The following is a 21,982-nucleotide window of genomic DNA, read 5'->3' on the forward strand; positions in this document are numbered from 1 at the left end:
GCGGCCAGCCCTAAATTGTGATAAAGTCTCCTTCTTTTGTTTTAAAGCAAAAGCCCCGGCGCTCTCGCAGAGCCGGGGCTTTGTCACATTATTAAGTTGGTCGCTGAGAGCAGGACGGATTGCCACGGCCTACGGCCTCGCAATGACAGACGGCTACTCTTAGTGCTTGAAGTGGCGCACGCCCGTGAGGACCATGGCCATGCCCAGGTCGTCGGCGGCTTTAATGCTGTCGGCGTCTTTAATGGAGCCACCGGGCTGCACCACGGCGCGGATGCCAGCCGCGCCGGCAATTTCCACGCAATCGGGGAAGGGGAAGAAGGCATCGGAGGCCATCACGGCCCCTTTCAAGTCAAAACCGAAGCTGCCGGCCTTCTCAATGGCCTGGCGCAGGGCGTCCACGCGCGAGGTCTGGCCTACGCCCGAGGCCAGCAACTGGCCGGCGCGGGCCAGCACAATGGTGTTGCTCTTGGTGTGCTTACAAATTTTGGCGGCGAACACCAGCGCTTCCGTTTCCTCGGCCGTAGGGGCCGACTGCGTGACGGTGCGGAAATCGGCGGCCGTCTCGGTCTGCCGGTCGGCGTCCTGCTCAATGATGCCGTTGAGCAGGGTTTTGATTTGCTTCTTCGGGAATTCCACCGGCTTCTGGCGCAGCAGGATGCGGTTTTTCTTGCTTTGCAGCACGGGCAGCGCCTCAGCGGCAAAGCCAGGTGCAATCAGCACCTCGAAGAACAGTTTGTTCAGCTCCTCGGCGGTGGCCGCGTCCACTTCCTTGTTCACGATGATGACGCCCCCGAAAGCCGAAGTCGGGTCGCAGCTCAGCGCATTCACGTAAGCCTCGCGCAAGCTGGCGGCCTGAGCCACGCCGCAAGCGTTGGTGTGCTTGAGGATGGCGCAGGCCGGTGCGCCGTCGCTGAATTCGGCCATGAGTGCCACAGCAGCGTCTACATCTACTAGGTTGTTGTAGCTAAGCTGCTTGCCGTGCAGCTGGTCGAATAGCGCCGACAAGTCGCCGTAGAAGGTGCCGGCTTGATGGGGGTTCTCGCCGTAGCGCAGGGGCGTGGCGGGCTGGGCGCTCAGGCGCAGGGCGGCACCGGCCACGGCGGTGTCCTGGCTCACGTACTTGAAAATCTCGGTATCGTAGTGCGAGGTGGTGGCGAAGGCGGCGGCGGCGTAGTGGCGGCGGTCTTCGAGGTCGGTGGCGCCGTTTTTCTGCGTCAGCAGCTCGGTCACGGCCTCGTACTGCTCGCGGCTGCTGATTACCAGCACATCGCGGAAGTTTTTGGCGGCGGCGCGCAGCAGCGAGATGCCGCCGATGTCAATTTTTTCAATAACCTCCTGCTCGGCGGCGCCGCTGGCCACGGTTTCCTCGAAGGGATATAGGTCGACCACCACCAGGTCGATGGGCGGAATGCCGTGCTGCTCGGCTTGGGCCAGGTCGCCATCTTCGTGGCGGCGGTACAGGATGCCCCCGAACACCTTGGGGTGTAGTGTTTTCACCCGCCCGCCGAATACCTCCGGGAAACCCGTCAGGTCTTCAACGGCGGTTACTTCGGCGCCTTCTTCCTCCAGAAATTTCTGGGTGCCGCCCGTTGAATACAGCTGCACGCCGTGCTGCCGCAGCACCTGCACCAAAGGCGCCAGCCGGTCTTTGTGGTACACAGAAAGCAGAGCGGCGCGAATGGGGCGAGACGACATAAACGAATTGTTTTTGCAGGGAAAGAGCGTAGCACTATTGCCAGCGCAAAGGTACTGCGGGCGTACGCCGCGCTCCCGGTCCCAATGTTACCGAATTGTTATCCACTCGCAGCCCGGCCGTAACTCAGGGGCAGGCTGAACAATAGGAGGTTTTTTACGGTATAGCTTATTCCTTCCTCTCCCTATCCGTAAGTGTATGTCAGCCGTTTTTATACCTGGGCCTAGCGCCGAGCCGGACACCGCCGCTATCGAAACGGGTTCCTCGGCTCCCACGGCAGCCTTTTCCTCCCGACTGGCGACACCCGCACAGGCCGAAACTGCCGCGGCTCAAATAGCGCCCCGGCTATTTGCGCAAGCTGGCGCCACCGACGAGGTAGGCGCATTTCCGGTTCAGGAATTTGCCTGGCTGCAGGCGGCGGGACTGCTCACGGCTGCGCTTCCCGCCACCCTGGGCGGCGCCGGGCTGCACGCCCCGGCGGCTACGCTGCCGCTGCTGCACACGTTGCAGCACATTGGGCGCGGCAATCTGGCCGTGGGCCGCATCTACGAAGGCCACCTCAATGCACTACTGCTCATTCAGCAGCTGGGCACGGCCGCGCAGGTGGCGCGCTACGCCGCTGATGCCCGCGCCGGAAAGCTGTTCGGGGTGTGGAATACCGAAATTCCGGCCGATGGGGTGCGGCTGGAGGCCCTGCCCAACGGCCGCTACCGCCTGCGCGGGGCCAAGACATTTGCTTCGGGCGCGGGGCACCTGGCGCGGCCGCTCATCACCGGCGCGCTGCCTGGCGGGCAGGGTTGGCAGCTGTTTGTGCTGCCGGCCGACAGCCAGCCGCCGACGCTGGACCGCTCCTTCTGGCGGCCGCTGGGAATGCGGGCCACGGCCAGCTTCCGGGCCGATTTGACTGGGCTGGAAATCGGGCCCGAAGACCTTACCGGGCCGCCCGATGCCTACTACCGGCAGCCGGGCTTTAGTGGCGGGGCCATTCGGTTTGCGGCGGTGCAACTGGGCGGGGCCGAAGCGGTATTTGAGGAAACCCGTCGCTTCCTGCAGGGCCTGGGCCGCATCGACGACCCCTACCAGCGGCAGCGTTTGGGCGAAATGAGCATTGCCCTGGAAAGCGGCCGCCACTGGCTGCGCGGCGCCGCCGAACACGCCGCCCGCCCCGGCGCCCCCGCCGACGCCGAAGCCACCGTGGCCTACGCCAACATGGTGCGCACCGCCATTGAAACTATTTGCCTCGACATGCTGCAGCTGGCCGAGCGCTGCGTGGGCGCCCGCGGCCTGCTCGAGCCCCTTCCTTTCGAACGGCTGCACCGCGACCTCACCCACTACCTGCGCCAGCCCGCCCCCGACGGAGCCCTGGCCGATGTGGGCCGCTTCGTACTTGAAGGCAAAAGCTTCGTAAGCTAGCTTTTCCGCCTCTGCAACATTCCCTTGCCCGACAACACCCTTCCCTTCGAGAATTATCCCTTGCGGCCGGCCGCTTTTGCTGCCTCGCTGGGCACCACTGTAGTGGTAGTGCCGCATCCCGACGACGAAGCCCTGGGTTGCGGCGGCCTGCTGGCGCTTCTGCGGCAGGCGGGCCTGCCCGTGGCGGCGGTGCTGGTGAGCGACGGGACGATGTCGCACCCCAATTCCCGGCTGTTCTCACCCGAAGCCCGGCGGGCGGTGCGCGAGACCGAGTTCCGGCACGCCCTCACCCTCTTGGGAATTGACGAAGCCGAGCCGCTGCTGCTGCACCTGCCCGACAGCCGCGTGCCCGGCTCCCCCGCCGAACCAGGCTTTACCGCTGCAGCCTCGCAACTGCGGGAGTTTCTGCAGCAGCACGCCGCAGCCACGGTGCTGGTGCCCTGGCGGCGCGACCCTCACCCCGACCACCGCGCCACCAGCCAGCTGGTGGCGGCCGCTTTGGCCGAAATGCCGTACCCGCCGCGCCGACTCGAATACGTGGTGTGGGCCTGGGAGCGCGCCGCTTCCGACGACGTTCCCACCGGGGCCGACCAAGTGCAGGGCTTCCGCGTGAACATTGAAGCGGCCGTGGCGCAGAAGCAGCGGGCCATTGCGGCGCACCGCTCGCAGGTGGCGCCGGGCGTATTTACCGACGATGCCGCGGGTTTTTTATTGTCCGAGGAAATGCTGGCGCACTTCGCGGTGCCGTATGAAGTCTTTTTTGAAGCTGTAGCACCATGAACGAGAACCAGCCCAACACCCTGCCGCCGGAATATTTCGACCACGTGTACCAGGCCAACCGCGACCCGTGGAATTTTGAAACCAGCCCCTACGAGCGCGAGAAGTACGCCGCCACGCTGGCCGCGCTGCCGCGCACGCACTACGCCGAAGTTTTTGAAGTGGGCTGTTCGCTGGGCGTGCTCACGGCGCAGCTGGCCCCGCGCTGCGGCCACCTGCTGGCCGTGGATGTGAGCGAGGCCGCGCTGGCCCAGGCCCGCGCCCGCTGCGCGGCACTGCCGCAGGTCGAAATCCGCCAGATGCAGGTGCCGGACGAATTTCCCAGCCAGAGCTTCGACCTGATTTTATTGTCAGAAGTCGGTTACTACTGGTCGCCGGCCGACCTGGCCCGGGCGGCCGAAAAATTCATTGCCGCCCTGCAGCCCGGCGGCCAGCTACTGCTGGTGCACTGGACGCCGCCGGTGCACGATTACCCGCTGACGGGCGACGACGTGCACGCGTTTTTTCTAGCAAAAACCGTGGAGGGTGGCCCCTTGCGGCACCTCACCGGCCAACGGCACGAGCAGTACCGGCTCGACCTGCTGGAGAAACGCTAGCCGGCCGCCACGCCAACTCCTGCGGCCACCAAATGGCTTTGAATGAGGCGCGGCAGCAGCAGCAAAGCCTGCGACAGCGGCACCGATGCCACGGCCAAGGCCGGGCTATTTGCCAGTGCCCATTCCCAAAGCACGCCGAAGGTGGCAGCCTGTCGCAGTTGTTTCAGCACCAGCATTTTAGGCAAACCCAGACGGGTAACCAGCGCGGCGGTTTCGGCGCCGGGGCAGTTGCGCCAGCAGGCGTGCAGCTGGCGGCGCAGCTGCCAGCGCCGGGCCAGCTGCACGGGGTTTTCTACCTGCGGCTCGCGCTGCTGCCGGCTCAGGTGCAGCCATTCGCGCAGCTGCCACGAGAGCCCTACTTCCACCCGGCCCTGCCGGCGGGCCGACGTTAGCACCTGCACGGCGGGGCTGTGGCGCAGCTTCAAATCGTGCCGCCGCAGGGCCTGGCACAGGGCTTCATCTTCCAGGTAGCGTACTTCGGGCAAGCCACCCACTAGCCGGTAGGCGTGGGCGGTGAGGGCCAGGCTGGCGCCAAAATGCTGGTGATGGCGCGGCCAGGGGTCGGCCGGGGCGGGGTCGAGCAGGCCTTCGAGCCGGGCGCAGAGCAAGCGGTAGGCCGCGTCGGCCGTTTGGATGCGGCGGAGCGGGCGCAGCGCCGGACCGCGCATCTCGGTGAGGATGCGGCCGCCCACGGCATCGGCCCCGGCGGCTATTTCGGCCTCGATGGCGGCCAGCCAGGTGGGGGCCACGCGCGTATCGGCGTCGGTGCTGGCAATGATGCCGTGGCGGCGGCCCAGCAGCTCTAGCCGGGCGCAGGCCTCGTCCATGAGCAGGCGACGGGCCCGGCCCACGTGGGCTTTGGCGGTGGGCAGGCACAGCTCGGCCACGTGCAGCACCAGCGTGGGAAAGCGCCGGGCCTGCTCCCGCACCAGGTCGGCGGTATGGTCGGTACAGTTGTTGGCCAGTACAATCACCTCGAAGCTGCCCGCTGGCCAGGGCCGGCCGTGCAAATCAGTCTGCGCCGCCAGCGCCGCCAGGGTGGCCGGTAGGTTGGCCACTTCGTCTTTGGCTGGGATGATGACGCTCATGCGCAGCGCAGGGTGCGGCGGCGGCAACTGCTGATGCAGCAAGCGCGCGCTGCGCCCCCGGCGCAGCAGCGGCATTAGCCGGTCGGCTGCTTGGGGGGCGGGGGCAGTAGCGGTAGCCTCATTAGCAGCCAGAAAACGAGCGGGCGTAGCGTGGTTCATCGAGCCGGTGTACGCCAGCCTTCAGCATAAGGATAGGGCTCAGCTTAACAGCCTTTATCAACGGTTCAGCTATTCTCCCGATTGCGGCGTTCGCTATGATAGGTTTAACTAATTAAAGATGTAGCATTTACATGCGTGTTTTTTTCCTTCGGTAAAACGCAAGCCTACTCCGCCGTAAAGCAGCCTGTTGTTTTTAAGTATAAATGCATGAAAAAAGTACGTATAAATGGCTAGAAAAAAGGCCTTGCTCCGGTTGAAGCAAGGCCTTGGCAATGGTTGGCTCGACGCGCTAGAATGCTTCGCCAATGGCGAAAAGAATACCCGGCGAGCTGCCGGTACCACCGGCATAGTCGAGGCGCAGGTTCACCCGGTCGCGCCGGATGAAGTTGAAGCGGATACCGGCGCCGCCGGCATACTTGGTGTCTTTCAGGGCAAACTTGTCGATGTAGTTGTTTACGTTGCCGACGCCGCCAAAAACGGCCGCATCAAAACGGCTTAGCACTTTGCCGCCATTGGGAAATAGCTTCTGCCGGATTTCGGCCTGGAACATAATCATCTGCCGGTCGCGGAAGCGCTGCTCGTAGATGCCGCGCAGCAGGTTGGCGTTGTTGTAGAGCGTACCGCCCAGGTTGGCGCCGATGCCGGCCAGCTCGCGGAAGGGCACGTCGCCGGTGTGGAACTGCCCGAGGAACTGCGCGGCTAGAATGGTCCGGTTGGAGCCCAAGGGCTGGAAGTGGCGGGCGTCGAGCTGGTAACGCACAAAGCGGTAGTCAGACCCCAGGCCCGTGCCGTTGAAAGTGACGCCAAAGTCCAGCAAATTGCCCTTGAAGGCGGCCAGGGGCACGTCGCGCGTGTCATAGGAAATGACCGGGCCGAGGCCCGAAACGCGGGTATTCTGGCGCTCGCGCTCGGTCATGCGCGGCTCGGTGTAGAAGATATTGGGCCGGTTATTGTCCAGGTTATTGCCCGGCACGTCGAGCTTCGAGATGGAGGTGAAGCGGTACTGAGCGCCGAAAAACAACTTGGGCGCAATCTGCTTCTGCAGGCGCTGGTTGATGATGAACAGGTTGTAGTTGGTTTCCGACTCATCGGCGCTGAGCGAGTTCGGCCCCTTGCCGTAGTAGTACAGCAAAATGTCGTAGGCGCTGATTTCGCCGTTGAGGTAAAACTTCTCGCCGGGCGTGTACACGGAGTGCACCAGCTGCAGCAGCGACTGGCCCTTCTGAGTGGTCCAGTACTGCAGGCGGGCGTTGGACGGGCGCGTGAGGGTGTCGTCGGAGAAGCGGCCGCTGAGCAGGGCGCCCAAACCGTAGCCGAAGCCCGTTTCGGCCTGATAGAACAGCACCGGAATGGGCAGCAAGCTCAGGCGGCCGCTTTTGCCCAGCTGGCCAAACGACTTGCTGCCCTGCGCTTGCGCCGCGGCGCGGGTGGCCAGCGGCACCAGCCCGGTGCGGGGGGCGGTATTAACAGAATCGGTATCGGAAGGGGCCGCCGGCTGGGCGGCAGCGGAGAAAGCCAGCCCGGTCAGAAGCAGGGCTGCGAGGGGAAAGCGCATGGGAGCGACGAATGAGTAACGGATGAATTGTGCTATCAACGGATTACAGCGCGCTACGGTTGGAGGTGGCCCCAATGATGAGCTTATCCTTCTACGCGCAGCCGCTTCAGCACCTTGCCCCGGCCCACATGCTCGGTCACCAGCTCGGCGGCATCGGCGGGGCGCACGTTGCCATACACGGTGCCTTCGGGGTAGGCGATAAGGGCGGCGCCGGGGCCCTTTTTGCAGTTGCGGCACAGGTCGAGGCAGTCGCAGGTTTGCACCTGGGTGCGGAGCTTTTGGCCGTCAACGACCTGCTTTTTCAGCCCCTGGTGCTTGAGTTCTTTTTTCAGGGCTTTGGCCACGTCCTCCCCCACTCCGGACTTTTGGTGAGTGCACACAAAGAGGCGGCGGGAGGTGCTCATGGGAAGGGGTATGAGGGCGGGCGGGTATGGGGGTAACAGTTGACAGAACGCGGACTGACAGCATAAGAGCCAAGAAATGCAGCGCTTTCCTTCCTGCCTCTTTACCCTCCTACCCTAATTCGGCCCGTGCCAATGCCGGTTCTGCAGCTTATACGCGGCCAACTCGCGGTTCGACCACAGGGTTTGGTATATCTGCTGGTCGCGCAGCAGCTGCGGGTCTTTTTCCATGAAGCCAAGCAACTCTTGCAGCAGCTCGGCCGCCTCTTCCTTCAAGAAGTAGTACATCCAGTTGTCGAGCCGGCGCACGTTCACCAAACCTGCATTCTTCAAGTACGATAATTGCCGGCTGGTTTTGGTCTGGGTGAAGTCGAGCACCTGTTCCAAATCGGCCACCACCATTTCCTTGTTGCGCCACAGCAAATGCAGGATGCGCACGCGGCTTTCGTCGCCCAACGATTTAAAAAGTTGCTGCCCAAAAGCAACCGTGAAATGTTTCAAGCGCATCTGCTGTCTGGTGGTGAGGAACGGCTGCCTCAACGGCTACCGGCCAAAGTTACCATCGGCCCTGGCCCCCAAGCCGTATATTTGTTTACTTGACTTTTGAACATGCCTGATTTCTTGCGCTTTCGTCGCTTCTCCTTCTTTTTTGCCGTAGCCCTGCTGGGCACGCTGCTGCTGGCGGCCCCCTCGGCGCACGCGCAAGGCAAGCGCAAAATCGTGCAGTTCACGGGCATTGTGGCCAGCGGCGACAGTCTGCTGGGCGTGCCCGGCGCCAGCATCTACGTGCCCCGGGCCGGGCGCGGCACTTCCTCCAACGCCTACGGCTACTTCTCCATGGCTGTGCTGGCCGGCGACAGCATCGTCATCCGCTCGCTGGGCTACGCCAACCAAACCATCATCATTCCGGCCGACTACCAGCGCCTGAGCTACTCCGTGGTGGTGCAGCTGGTGGAGGACGCCACCGTGCTACCCGAGGTGCGCGTGTTCCCCTACACCACCGAGCGCGACTTCAAGAAGGCCTTTCTGGCCCTGCGCCTGCCCACCGAGAAAGGCAGCGCCGCCGCCGACAACCTCAACGAGGAGCTGATGAACCGCATTTTCCGCACCCAGCCCATGGGCGCGGTGGCCAACTTCCGGCAGACGATGCAGAACCAGCAGTACAACCAGGACGTGCGCGCTGGCTTCGGGCCCAGCGTGTATGCCAACAACCCGCTCATCAACCCCTTCAGCTGGCTGAAGCTGGTGCAGCAGGTGAAAAACGGCGAGTTCAAGAAGAAATACAACGACGATTAATACCTCGTCGGTAGCCCATTGCGGGCATTTTGGGGCAACTTCTGCTCCGGTTTTGGGGTAAAGCTAGGGTTTGCACGCTGCTTTACTCCTAGCTTATGGATACGAATCTTCCCGCTTCGGCGCACCCCCGCGTGGTCATTATCGGCTGCGGCTTTGGGGGCCTGCGCCTAGCCAAGGCGCTGCGCAAGGCGCCGGTTCAGGTCGTGGTTATCGACCGCAACAACTACCACAACTTTCAGCCGCTGCTCTACCAGGTAGCCACCGGCGCCCTGGAGGCCGACAGCATCGCCTACCCCATCCGGAAGATTTTCGCGGGCCAGAAAAACTTCTTCTACCGCATGGCCGACGTGCACAGCGTTGAGCCAGCCAGCAATACCGTGGTGACCAGCGTGGGCGATATTCGCTACGACTACCTGGTGCTGGCCACGGGCTCGCTCACCAACTTCTTCGGGCTGGAAAGCATTGAGCGCAATGCCATGCAAATCAAGAGCATCCCGAATGCCCTGAACCTGCGCAGCTTCATTTTCCAGAACTTTGAGAAAGCCCTGCTCACTGAAAACCCGGAGGAGCGGCAGGCCCTGCTCAATATCGTGGTGGTGGGCGGCGGACCCACGGGCGTGGAAATCAGCGGCTCGCTGGCCGAGATGCGCAAGCACGTGCTGCCCAAAGACTACCCGGAGCTGGACCTGCAGCACATGCAGATTTTCCTGGTGGAAGCCGGGCCGGCGCTGCTCGGCCCTATGTCGCCGGCCTCGCAGGCCGATGCCAAGCGCTACCTCGACGAGCTAGGCGTGAAGGTGCTGTTGAACACGTCTATCAAGAAATTTGAGAACTGCCGGGCCTACCACACCGATACTGACTTCATCCCGACCGAAAACCTGGTGTGGGCCGCCGGCGTGAACGGCGCCGAAGTGCCCGGCCTGCCCGCCGAAGTGGTGACCCGCAACAAGCGCATCAACGTGAACCTGTGGAACCAGGTGCCGGGCCTGACCAACGTCTTCGCCATCGGCGACGTGGCCAACATGGTGACCGAGGACATGCCCCGCGGCCTGCCCATGCTGGCGCCCGTGGCCCAACAGCACGCCGACCACTTGGCCAAGAACCTGCAGCGCATCTTGCGCGGCGAAACGCCCACGGATTTTGTGTATAACAACAAGGGCTCAATGGCCATTGTGAGCCGCAACAAGGCCGTGGTCGACTTGCCCAAAAACGTGCACTTCAACGGCTTTTTCGGCTGGTTTACCTGGCTGTTTGTGCACTTGATGACGCTGGTGGGCTTCCGCAACAAGGTGGTGGCCTTCATCGACTGGGCCTTCAGCTACTTCAGCACCGACCAGGCCCTGCGCCTCATCATCCGTCCCTTCAGCCGGCGCGACGTGAAAGATGACAAGGGCAAGAAAAGCGCCGAGCACCGCACTGCTACCCCTGATTACAATCCGACGCCACCGGCGATTCAGACACCTGTGTCGGGCTAATAAAGCCCATCAGCTCTTACCCCGAAGAGCCTCAAGTGCCCCTTAGCTCCGGCTAAAAGGACACTTGAGGCTCTTTCCATTTCAGATAAGTTGGACCATTATGAATAAAGAAATAAAAGAATAAATAAAAAAAGGGCTGGATAGGCAAAGTGTAATTTTTTATCAGGAATATTTCATCTATTTTTGCAATACTTTAATTTATTAGGGATTTTGTTGTCCATTAGTAAGCTTGCTCATCTCAAGCAGGATTGCTCATTCCATTTCTGATTTCGCCACTTTTTGCCCGTTTAAACCTTTTTCAAACCCACCGTATGCAACAAATTTTACTTTTTGCAACGCGAGCTAAGCATTATAGGGCCTTCGGGGTCTTATTGGTGTTGCTCATGAGCCTAATCGGTTCCATAGGAACGCTGCATGCTCAAGTAAATAGCGGTACTGCAACCGTTAGTACCGATATGGCAGACTATCTGCCAGGAGATATAGTCGTGATAGAAGGGGATGGGTGGCAACCTGGCGAACAGGTTCGCCTTGAAATTGACCACTCCAAGGTGACACACGGTAACACTGTGCTATATGCAACTGCTGATGGGACAGGACACATCTATAACAATCAGTTTGTGATTCAACCCATCCACTTGGGAGAGTCATTTACGCTAACGGCTACGGGAGCTAGTTCAGGGCAGACAGCTAACACAACATTTACGGATGGTAATGTTGTTGGTAGCATCTCTATTAGTACTCAATCAAATAATGTCAACACCCCATCCACCTTTACATACACTGTAAGTATAACAGGAAAACAAAGCACGCCGGCAAATTCTACTGTTGCTCTGTCCGCTACTGGACTTCCAACCGGTGTAACGGCATCTTTCAGCCCATCAAGTGTTGGAGTACCGCAAAATTCAACAACACCTGTAACCTCAACACTTACATTAAACACTACTAATTCAACTTTTCAGGGTACAAGTAATTTCACTGTATCCGCCGATGGAAGCAATGCTACCGGCACATTAACAGTTTCATCAATTAAGATTGCAACCGCACTTGTAGTAGATGCGGCGTCTGGCACTTATGGAGGAACAACAAATCTCAGGGCTGCTCTGACTCCAGCATTAAGTGGTAAAACCATTAGCTTCACCCTTAATGGGACTGCGGCTGGAACGGCTACAACGGATGCTTCGGGTGTTGCGACTATATCCAATGTTATTTTGAGCGGTATCACGGCAGGAACTTATGCTTCTGGAGTGGCTGCCAGCTTTGCTGGTGATGCTTCGTACACCTTGAGCAATGCCACCAACAGCCTCAACATAAGCCCAAAGCCGGTGACGGTAACCTCCACCGCCGGCCAGAGCAAAGTCTACGGGCAGAACGACCCGACTGCCTTCGCTTACACCACCACCGCTTTGGTGGGCACAGAAACGCTCTCTGGCAGCCTTACCCGCGTGGCCGGTTCGAACGTAGGCACCTACGCCATCAACCAAGGTACGGTGACCAACGCTAACAACACCAACTATGACATTACGTTTGTACCGGCTTCCTTTGCCATAACGGCTAAGACCCTGACGCCCGCTATTGTGGCCGCCAGCAAAGCCTACGACGGCACCGCCACGGCCACGCTAAATAGCCAGACAGTGACGGGCATGGTCAACAACGAGCAAGTGGGCCTGGCCGTGACGGCCGCCACCTTCGACACCAAAAATGTGGGCACAGGGAAGACCGTAACGGCCACCGGCCTGTCCCTGACGGGAGCAGCCGCCAGCAACTACGTACTGGCGGCCAACGCCACGGCCACCTCACTGGCCGACATCACGGCCAAGTCGGTAACGGTAACCGCGGATGCCAATCAGAGCAAGGTCTACGGTCAAACCGACCCGACCTACACCTACTCGGGCACGCTGCTCGGCACCGACACCTTCACCGGCGCCCTGAGCCGCGTGGCCGGCTCCAACGTGGGCTCGTACGCTTACACCCTGGGCACGCTCTCGGCCGGTAGCAATTACTCGCTGAGCTTGGCCTCCGGCAGCACCTTCGCCATCACCAAGGCCACGCCGACGGTGTTAGCTACGGGAGGCAGCTTCACCTACGACGCCAACGCGCACGCCGGCAGCTACATGGCCACGGGCGTGGGTACGCCGGCCGAGAACCTGACGGCGAGCCTCAGCTACGCCGGCGTGAGTCCGACGGTATACCCTGCTAGCGCTACAGCTCCGACCAACGCCGGGACCTATACAGTTACGGCCACCTACACGGCCTCGGCCAACTACAACGGTGCCTCAGACAGTAAGGCCCTAACCATCAACAGAGCTAATCCGAGCCTGACAGCCACGGCCGCCACCAACCTTACCTATAACGCCACGGCCAAGGACGGCTCATACACGCTCATCGGCGTGGGAACCGACTTATCTTCGGCCACGGCCACGCTCAGCTACAGCGGTACGGGCTCAACCACCTACGGTCCTTCAGCCACGGCCCCTGCTAACGCAGGTACCTACTCGGTGACCGCCTCGTTTGCCGGCAATACTAACTACAATGCCGCTACCACCGCCGCCACAGCCTTTGCTATCGGCAAAGCTACCCCAACGGTAATTGTTGTGGTAGGCGGCCCTTACACTTACTCCAATACAGCCAAGGCCGTGAGCAACGCCACGGTGACGGGCGTGGATGGTGCTTCGCTGGGCAATGCCACCGTGGTTTACCAGCAAAACGGCTCGGCCGTGAGCCCGGTGAATGCCGGTGCTTACGACGTGTATGCTTCCTACGCCGGTAATGCCAACTACAATTCGGCTTCGGATAACAGCAAGCAACTCGTCATTGGCAAGGCCGCCCTGTCGGTGACGGCCGACGACAAGAGCAGGACCTACGGCGATGCCAATCCGGCTTTCACCGCTTCCTACTCGGGCTTCGTGAATGGCGAAACGCTTGCCACCAGCGGCGTGAGCGGCGCTCCTGCGGTGAGCACCACCGCGACCACCGCCAGTTCGGTGGGCGCTTATCCCATCACCGCCAGTGCGGGCACGTTGGCAGCCGCCAACTATAGCTTCACATACACCAATGGCACCTTGACTATTAACAAGGCTACGCCCGTTGTGACGTGGAACAATCCGGCCAACATTACCTACGGCACGGCCCTCTCGGCCACCCAGCTCAATGCCACTGCTACTGTTGCTGGCACGTTTACCTATACACCAGCAGCTGACACCAAGCTCCCGGCCGGGGCCGGGCAAAACCTTTCGGCAAGCTTTGTACCGATGGACCGGACCAACTACACTTCGCCTATCGGAACTTCCACCGTTATCAACGTGGACAAAGCGGTGCTGACCATCACGGCCGACAACAAGATCAAGAACTACGATGGTCTAGTATACTCGGGCTTCACCTACACGCCCTCAGGCTTCGTGAATGGTGATAACAGCAACGTGATTGGCGGCTCGATTTCCTACGCCGGCGCGGCCACTACGGCTACCAACGCCAGCACCACTCCCTATCTGCTCTCGCCAGTGGTAACGGCCCTGACGGCCGCTAACTACAGCTTCGCCCCGGCTGATGGTTCACTCACCATTAACAAGGCCTCAGCTACCATTACGCTGAGCAACCTGACCCAAACCTACGACGGCTCGGCTAAAACCGTAACTGCTACCACCAACCCGGTCGGCCTCACGGGCGTCGCCCTCACTTACGACGCCGCTTCTACAGCACCTACCAACGCTGGCAGCTATGCTGTGCTAGCTGCGCTGACTGATGCAAACTACCAGGCCAGCGATGCCACCGGCACACTGGTCATCAACAAAGCCGACCAAACCATTACGGTTGGCACGCCCGCTCCGGCCTCGGCTACTTACAACACTACCTTCACAGTAGCGGCCACGGCCAGCTCGGGCTTGCCGGTGAGCTATGGGAGCACGACTCCTCTGAGCAACGCGGCAGCTTCCTACCGCATGAACAGCGGCACAGGCACCGGCACGGTCACGTACTCGCAAGCCGGCGACAACAACTACAATGCCGCCCCCGATGTGACGGTTAACGTCAGCGCCACGAAGGCCAATGCGACCATAAATGTGCCAGACTACAGCGTGACGTATGACGGCCAGGTACACGCCGCCAGCGGCCAGGCCTCGGGCATCAACAGCGCCACCCAAGCCTCCGTTGACCTGAGCAACCTGCTCTCCTACGGCGCGGGGGTTACCAACGTACCCGGCGGCAGCGCCACCTGGAGCTTTGCCGGCGACAACAACTACAACAGCGCCAGCGGCAGCGCCACCGTCGGCATCACCCAAGCCACGCCTACCATTGCATTGACTGTGGGCGGCCCCTATCTGTACGACGGCAACCAGCACGGCGTGAGCAGCGCCACGGTGACGGGCGTGGGCGGCGCTTCGCTGGGCAATGCCTCCGTGGCCTACCAGCAGAACAACGCCCTGGCAACGCCGCTTAATGCGGGATTGTATGATGTGACGGCTTCTTTTGCAGGGAACAGTAACTATGCTGCCGCCGCGCCACAAACCGGCACGCTGACCATTAACAAAGCCGACGCTACAGTTAATATTACCCCCTACTCGGGTACGTATGACGGCGCAGCCCACAGCCTGACGGGCACGGCCACCGGCGTGAGCGGCGAAAGCTTGAACAACAGCCTTTCGTTTGGCACCAGCTTCACCAACGTACCCGGCGGTACCGCTACCTGGACCTTCACCGGTGGCACCAACTACAAGGACAAGACCAGCACGGCTGCTGTGGCCATCAGCAAGGCCACGCCTACGGTGGCCCTGAACCTGGCGCCTTCTTACACTTACACGGGCTCAGCACAGCCGGTGACCGGCACCGTGACGGGCGTGCAAAATACCAGCCTGGGCGCCGCTAATGTCACGTACAAAGCAGCTGGTGCGAGCAGCTTCGGTACCACTGCTCCCGTAACGGTGGGTATTTATGACGTGAAAGGTGCTTTCGACGGCGACGGCAACTACAACCCGGCTGAAACCCAGGGCAGCATGAGCATCGGGAAAGCCGTGGCCACCGTTACCCTCGGCAGCCTGAACCCGACCTACGATGGTTTGGCTAAGGCGGCTACTGCCACGACCAGTGCCACGGGTACCAGCACCTACACGTTCACATACGACGGTTCGACCACGGCTCCGACCAACGCAGGCTCCTATGCCGTGGTAGCCACGCTGAACAACGACAACTTCTCGGGCTCGGCCAACGGCACGCTGGTTATAGCCCAAGCATCCAACGCCATCACCTTCGGTCCACTGGGCGACAAAACGTTCGGCGATGCCTCGTTCAACCTGACGGCCAGCGCTACTTCAGGTGATAATGTGGTGTTTACGGTGGCTGGCGGCCCGGCTACCATCAGTGGCAACACGCTCACTATTACCGGCGCGGGCAACGTGACGGTGACGGCCTCGGAAGCCGGCAATGCCAACTATGTGGCGGCTGCTCCGGTGCAGCAAACCTTCACGGTGGCGCCGGCTACGCCCATCGTTACTTGGGCCCCGCTCAGCGCCATCAACTACGGCACCAGCCTGGCCGGTCTGCTCAACGCCACGGCCACGTTTGCAGGTTCACCGGTGCAGGGCAGCTTCGAGTACAAGCAAGATGCTACCGTTGTTACCGATGCCACCGTGCTGGATGCCAACTCCTCGGCTTACCCGCTGCGTGTAACCTTCACTCCGAGCAGCAGCAATTATGGCAGTGCCGGCATGGACAACGCACTGACTGTGCGCAAAGTCGACCAGCACATCTCGTGGTCGGCTCCGACGGCCATCACCTACGGCGCGGCATTGTCGGGCACGCAGCTCAACGCCACCGTAACGGGCGTGAATGGCGGCTCGGCTCCGGGTACCCTAACCTATACCCCGGCAGCAGCCACCGTGTTGCGCGCCGGCACCCACACCCTGAGCGTGACCGCCGCCGCTACTACCAACTACAACGAGGCAACCACCACGGTTGACTTGCAGGTGATGCCGGCCGCGCAAACCATTACGTTTACGGCGCTGGGCAACAAAACTTATGGCGACGCTGACTTCACGGTAAGCGCCTCTACCACGTCTCCGCTGCCCATCACCTTCTCGGCTACCGGCGCCGCTACCGTTAGCGGCAATACTGTGCAAATCACGGGCGCCGGCCAGGCTACCATCACGGCCACACAGGCCGGCGATAACGACTACCAGGCCGCAACCTCGGTTAGCCAATCCTTTACCATTGACAAGGCCGTGGCGCAACTCAACATCACGGGCCTGACCCATGTGTTCAACGGCACTGCAAAAGGCGCCACGGTTACCACGGTGCCTACGGGCCTGAGCACGGTGAACGTTACGTATAATGGCTCCGCAACCCTGCCCATCAACGCCGGGTCGTACACGGTGGATGCTAGCCTGACCAACGACAACTACGTGGGCTCGGCTACCGCTAAGCTGGAAATTGCCAAGGCTTCACAAACGATTACCGTTGTGACGCCCGCGCCGAACACGGCTGTGTACAACACGAACTTTACCGTAGCAGCTAGTGCAAGCTCAGGCCTACCCGTAAGCTACGGCAGCACCGGCAAGCTGACTAATACTGGCGCCACCTACACCATGACCAGCGGCACGGGCTCCGGCAAGGTGACCTACAGCCAAGGCGGCGACGACAACTACGAACCTGCCACTATGGTTGAAGCTACGGTCGCGGCGACGAAGGCATCCGCTACGCTGGCTTTGGTGCAAGACGACTTGCAGCAGACCTATAACGGCTCAGCCAGAACAGTTGGGACTACCACCAATCCGGACGGCCTGAGTGGCGTGAGCGTGAACTATTCGCCCGTGGCCAGCCCCACCGATGCCGGCACGTACCAAGTAACCGCCTCGCTATCCAATGATGATTACGCCGCTACCGATGCCACGGGCACACTCCACATCGACCAAGCTGGCGTGACCGTAACTGTTAGCGGCTTCAGCGGCGCTTACAATGGCTTGCCGCACGGCGCAACAGCCTACTCTGCTATTGGCGCCACCGGCCTCAAACTGATGTCGGCAGTGACGCTGGACTACACCGGCACGCCCAATGGCACAGCCCCCAACAGCTACCACTCGACGGTGGCTCCCACGGACGCAGGCGACTATATCGTGACTGCTACCTACCCGGGCAGCACCAACTACGCCACGGCGAACAACTCTGCTAACATTACCATTGGCAAAGCCAACCAGGCAATTACGTGGACGGACCCCGCGGCCATCTTCTATGGCACGGCTTTGTCGGGCAGACAGCTCAACGCCCGCACCAGCGGCGATGGCGCCCTGACGTATTCGCCTGTAGCCGGCACGGTGCTGAGCGCTGGCCCCCAGTCGCTGAGCGTGAATGCCGCTGCTACCAACAACTATAACGCCGCCAATGCTTCCGTTCACCTCACGGTGAACCACGCTCAGCTGGTAATAACGGCTAATTCGCGCTCCAAGATTTATGGCGACGATGTAACTTTTACGGGCACGGAGTTCACCAGCTCAGGTCTGGTGAATGGAAATAGCGTGACCAGTGTGACGCTTACGAGCACCGGTGCACCGGCTTCCGCAGCCTACAGCGCCACGGGCTATGCCATTGTCCCATCGGCTGCCGTTGGCACTGGGCTAGAAAACTACGACATCGCCTATGCAGATGGGCTGCTGTCCATGCATCAGAAGAGCCTGACTATTGCGGCAACCAACCGCAGCAAGGTGTACGGCACGGCCTATCCCTTGGGCGCCACCATCACCGCGGCCGATTTCACGGCGACGGGCCTGGTCAACGGCAACACGGTGACAGGCGTCACGCTGGCCAGCGCCGGCGAAGCCGCCGCAGCCGGCGTGAACACGCCCGGATATGCCATCACCCCGAGCATGGCCGTTGGTTCCGGGCTCGACAACTACGACATCGCCTACCAGGCCAGCGGCAAGCTGGAAGTGACCAAGGCCGCGCTCAGCGTGGTGGCGGCCGACAAGGCGAAGACCTACGGTCAGCCCAACCCGACCCTGACCGGCACCCTCACCGGCGTGATGAACAACGACCTCATCACCGAAGCCTACTCGACAAGCGCAACGGCTACGTCGGGCGTAGGCCCTTACGCCATCGTGGCCGATGTCAACGCTACTTCGGACGTGCTGGCCAACTACACCCTAACCAAGACTAACGCCACGCTCACCATCAACAAAGCTCTGCTGACGTATGCTGCCACGGCTGTAACGCGCACCTACGGCACAACGAACCCGGCCCTTGCGGGCACTGTAACCGGCTTTGTAGCTAACGACACGCAGGCTTCGGCTACCACTGGTACGTTGGCATTCACCACCACAGCTACCAGCGCCAGCAATGTGGGCTCGTACGCCATTACCGGCTCGGGACTGAGTGCTGCCAACTACAATTTCTGCCAAGCTCCGCACAACGCCACTGCGTTCACCATCACCAAGGCTACCCCGGTTCTGACGTGGAACAACCCGGCTGACATTACGTATGGCACGGCCTTGAGCGCAACGCAGCTTAACGCCACGGCTGCTAACGCTTCGACTCCTGTTGTTGGTGTATTCACTTACTCGCCCGCAGCAGGTGCTAAGCTCTCAGCCGGCGCTGGACAAACCATGTCGGTAAATTTCTTACCGACGGACCTGGCCAACTACAACACGCCCGCTACGGCTTATGCTACCATCAACGTGAATAAAGCCACGCTGACTGTAACGGCCGGCAACCGCATGAAGACTTACGGTGATGTGTTGACGCTCGGCACTTCCGCCTTCACGACCTCCGGCTTAGTGTATAACGATGCTGTTAACAGCGTTGTGCTCACTAGTACAGGTGCTGCCGTCACGGCAGCCGTGGGCAGTTACGACGTTGAGCCATCGGCCGCATCTGGCACGGGATTGAGCAACTACACCGTTAACTACGTGAACGGCACGCTAGCCGTTGGTCGGAAGGGCTTAACCATTACGGCTAGCAACCGCACCAAGACTTACGGCGACGCTGTCACCTTTGCTGGCACCGAGTTCACCACGCCCGTAGGTGCGCTCGTCAACGGCGACGTGATTAGCAACGTCACGCTGGCTAGCGCTGGCGCTGCCGCTACCGTTTCAGTAGGAACCTCACCCATTATGGCTTCGGCCGCAATAGGCACCGGTTTGGACAACTACATCATCAACTACGTTGACGGCACGCTTACTATCGGCCAGAAAGGTTTGACTATCACGGCAGGCAACCGCACCAAGATATATGGTGATGCGTTGACGCTTGGCAATTCGGCTTTTATTCCGGTGGGTCTGGTCAATGGCGACGTAGTTGCTAGCGTAGCTTTGACCAGCGTAGGAACTATAAACACGGCCTCGGTTGGCAGCTACGACATCGCCCCGAGTACCGCTGTTGCGGGAACGAACACCATAACCAGACTTGCTACATCGTTGGGCAACTACGCCATCACCTACGTAACCACTGGTTCTGACGCAGGTAAGTTGACAGTGACCCCGGCTATGCTAACGGTGGCTAACACCAACCGCAGCAAGACCTACGGTCAGACTTTGGCTAACGCCGATTACGCCGGCACGCTGGTGGGTGTGCTCAACAACGATGGCATCACCGTCACCCGCTCTAGCACGGGCTCATTAGCAACCTCGAACGTAGGTACTTACGATATTATCGGCGCCTTGGTGGACCCTAACAACAAGCTCGGCAACTATACGGCAAGTAACCCCGTTGGCACGCTAACGGTGAACAAGGCCCAACTAACCATCACTGCCGACAACAAGAGCAAAACCTACGACGGGAAGGTATACACTGCCTTTACTTACACGCCCTCGGGCTTTGTGAATAACGAAACCGCCAGCGTGATTAGCGGCGCGGTGACCTACACCGGCGCGGCCACCACGGCCATAGACGCCAGCGCCACTTCTTACACGCTCACACCGGTAGTAACTGCTTTGACGGCCACGAACTACAGCTTCGCCCCCGCCAACGGTACGCTGACCATCGGCAAGGCCCCCTTGACGGTGAGTGCCGACGATAAGGGGAAGTTATACGGCCAAGCCAACCCGACCTTCACCGGCACGCTGACCGGCGTGATGAACGGCGATAACATCACCAAGGCGTACTCGACCACCGCCACAGTTACCACGGGCGTAGGCACCTACGCCATCGTGGCCGATGTGACGGCAACTCCGGCCGTGCTGGCCAACTATAACCTGACCAAGACCAACGGCACCCTGACCATTTCTCGCCAAACGGCCGAGCTGACGTACACGGGGCTTGAAAGCGTGGCTACTTCCTGCACCACTTGCGGCGCGGCTGTGCTCACGCTCAGCGCCACCCTGCGGGATGTGGCGGCGGCTTCGAGCGGCAACATCACCACAGCTAAAATTCGCTTCCTGCTCGACGGCCTCCCCGTAGTAAATACCTCCAGTTCGAACGGCGCCATCACCGACCCCCAAGGTTGGACTACGGTTGGCCTCGTAAACAGCACCGATACCAAAACCGGCACGGTGCTGGTGAAGAAGAATGTTGACATCGGCGCCGCCGACGCCAGTAACTATACGCTGAGCATCGAAGTGGGCGGCTCCACCGCTGGCAGTGGCAACTACACCGTTGCCTCAACTGCTGATGAAGCAAGCACAGTAATTAACGTGTACAAGCCGCTCAACGACTTCATCACCGGTGGTGGCTACGTGGCCCCAACGGCTTCGTCGGGCAGCTATGCTTCCGATGCCGGCCGGCGGACCAACTTCGGTTTCAACGTTCGGTACAACAAGTCGGGCAAGAGCCTTCAGGGTACTATCAATATCATTTTCAGAAGAACTGAAACCGATGCCGTGACGGGCGTGCGGACTCTGCACACCTATCAGATTAAGGGCAATGCCATGACGTCGCTGACAGTGAACAGCCAAAACGCTCTCGCCAAAACTGCTGTTTTCAACGGCAAGGCTAACATGCAGGATGTTACCAACCCACTGCAGGCTGTGTCAGTGGTGGGCAATATGACCCTCCAGGTGACCATGACTGACCGCGGAACCCCCGGCACCAACGACCAGATTGGCGTGACGGTGTTTGATAACAGCGGTGGCATTTTCTACTCGAGCAACTGGGCCACTACCAGCACCAGCGAGTTGTACTTGCAGGGTGGCAACTTGGTAGTGAATAGCGGCACGCTCGCGGCAAGAAATGCTATTACAACGGACAGTTCTTCGACTTCTTCGCCTTCCAACACGACGGGTAACAGCATCACGCAAACCATCAGCGAAGCCGCTGCAGATGCTAACACCACGAAGCTTGGCAACGGCACCTTGCTAGAGCTCTACCCGAACCCAATGGCTGCACAGGGCACCGTGCACTTCCACACCGAGAAGGGTGGCAAAGCCCAGGTGTACCTCTACAACCAACTCGGGGCTCTGGTGGCCACGCTCTACAACGCCGAGGTGCAAAGCGGCCAGGAGTATTACGTGCCGGTACAAACCGAAAAGTTGGCTGCTGGGGTGTATCTCTGCCGCCTCATCTCAAACGGCAAGGTGGAAAACCAGCGCATCAACGTGGTGAAGTAAATCCTCATTC

The 21,982-nt window shown here is 60.6% G+C and carries 11 protein-coding genes; 6 read left to right on the top strand and 5 right to left on the bottom strand.

Going from position 1 to position 21,982, the window contains the following annotated elements:
* Positions 1–159 precede the first annotated feature (159 nt).
* The gene (gene purH, locus I2I01_RS19315) at positions 160–1,695 is read right to left on the bottom strand and encodes a bifunctional phosphoribosylaminoimidazolecarboxamide formyltransferase/IMP cyclohydrolase (protein ID WP_196288137.1); all 1,536 of its coding nucleotides are present in this window, start codon (positions 1,693–1,695) and stop codon (positions 160–162) included.
* A 196-nt stretch (positions 1,696–1,891) separates the two neighbouring features.
* Here purH and I2I01_RS19320 point away from each other — a divergent pair, with 196 nt between their 5' ends.
* Genes I2I01_RS19320 through I2I01_RS19330 form a run of 3 tightly spaced genes read left to right on the top strand, consistent with a single transcriptional unit; the run spans position 1,892 to position 4,479 of the window.
* A complete protein-coding gene (locus tag I2I01_RS19320; RefSeq protein ID WP_196288138.1) occupies positions 1,892–3,106 on the top strand; it encodes an acyl-CoA dehydrogenase family protein in 1,215 nt (404 codons plus the stop codon).
* A 24-nt stretch (positions 3,107–3,130) separates the two neighbouring features.
* Positions 3,131–3,886 carry a PIG-L deacetylase family protein gene (locus I2I01_RS19325; RefSeq protein WP_211538046.1) on the top strand — a complete coding sequence of 252 codons (756 nt, stop codon included), beginning with the start codon at positions 3,131–3,133 and terminating at the stop codon, positions 3,884–3,886.
* Positions 3,883–4,479 carry a class I SAM-dependent DNA methyltransferase gene (locus I2I01_RS19330; RefSeq protein ID WP_196288139.1) on the top strand — a complete coding sequence of 199 codons (597 nt, stop codon included), beginning with the start codon at positions 3,883–3,885 and terminating at the stop codon, positions 4,477–4,479. Before I2I01_RS19325 ends, I2I01_RS19330 begins: the two co-directional genes overlap by 4 nt.
* On the opposite strand, the gene I2I01_RS19335 is transcribed toward I2I01_RS19330, so the two are convergent.
* The 4 genes from I2I01_RS19335 to I2I01_RS19350 all read right to left on the bottom strand — a co-directional run bounded on the left by I2I01_RS19335 (position 4,476) and on the right by I2I01_RS19350 (position 8,189).
* Positions 4,476–5,726, bottom strand: coding sequence for a glycosyltransferase (locus I2I01_RS19335; RefSeq protein ID WP_196288140.1), 1,251 nt, complete (start codon positions 5,724–5,726; stop codon positions 4,476–4,478). The genes I2I01_RS19330 and I2I01_RS19335 overlap by 4 nt on opposite strands.
* Before the next feature lie 289 nt (positions 5,727–6,015).
* Positions 6,016–7,281 (bottom strand): BamA/TamA family outer membrane protein, encoded by a 1,266-nt coding sequence (locus I2I01_RS19340; RefSeq protein ID WP_196288141.1) that lies wholly within the window; start codon positions 7,279–7,281, stop codon positions 6,016–6,018.
* An 83-nt stretch (positions 7,282–7,364) separates the two neighbouring features.
* Complete coding sequence (locus I2I01_RS19345) at positions 7,365–7,685, bottom strand: (2Fe-2S) ferredoxin domain-containing protein (protein WP_196288142.1); 321 nt, start codon at positions 7,683–7,685, stop codon at positions 7,365–7,367.
* Positions 7,686–7,799: 114 nt separating this feature from the next.
* The gene (locus tag I2I01_RS19350) at positions 7,800–8,189 is read right to left on the bottom strand and encodes an ArsR/SmtB family transcription factor (RefSeq protein WP_196288143.1); all 390 of its coding nucleotides are present in this window, start codon (positions 8,187–8,189) and stop codon (positions 7,800–7,802) included.
* 102 nt (positions 8,190–8,291) lie between these two features.
* Here I2I01_RS19350 and I2I01_RS19355 point away from each other — a divergent pair, with 102 nt between their 5' ends.
* From I2I01_RS19355 to I2I01_RS19365, 3 genes are all read left to right on the top strand, one after another.
* The gene (locus I2I01_RS19355; RefSeq protein WP_196288144.1) at positions 8,292–8,978 is read left to right on the top strand and encodes a carboxypeptidase-like regulatory domain-containing protein; all 687 of its coding nucleotides are present in this window, start codon (positions 8,292–8,294) and stop codon (positions 8,976–8,978) included.
* A gap of 95 nt (positions 8,979–9,073) precedes the next feature.
* Complete coding sequence (locus tag I2I01_RS19360; protein WP_196288145.1) at positions 9,074–10,453, top strand: NAD(P)/FAD-dependent oxidoreductase; 1,380 nt, start codon at positions 9,074–9,076, stop codon at positions 10,451–10,453.
* Positions 10,454–11,697: 1,244 nt separating this feature from the next.
* Complete coding sequence (locus I2I01_RS19365; RefSeq protein WP_196288146.1) at positions 11,698–21,972, top strand: MBG domain-containing protein; 10,275 nt, start codon at positions 11,698–11,700, stop codon at positions 21,970–21,972.
* The last annotated feature ends 10 nt before the right edge of the window (positions 21,973–21,982 follow it).

This window comes from Hymenobacter properus (genome assembly GCF_015694735.1).
In the GTDB taxonomy this organism is placed as follows: Bacteria; Bacteroidota; Bacteroidia; order Cytophagales; family Hymenobacteraceae; genus Hymenobacter; species Hymenobacter properus.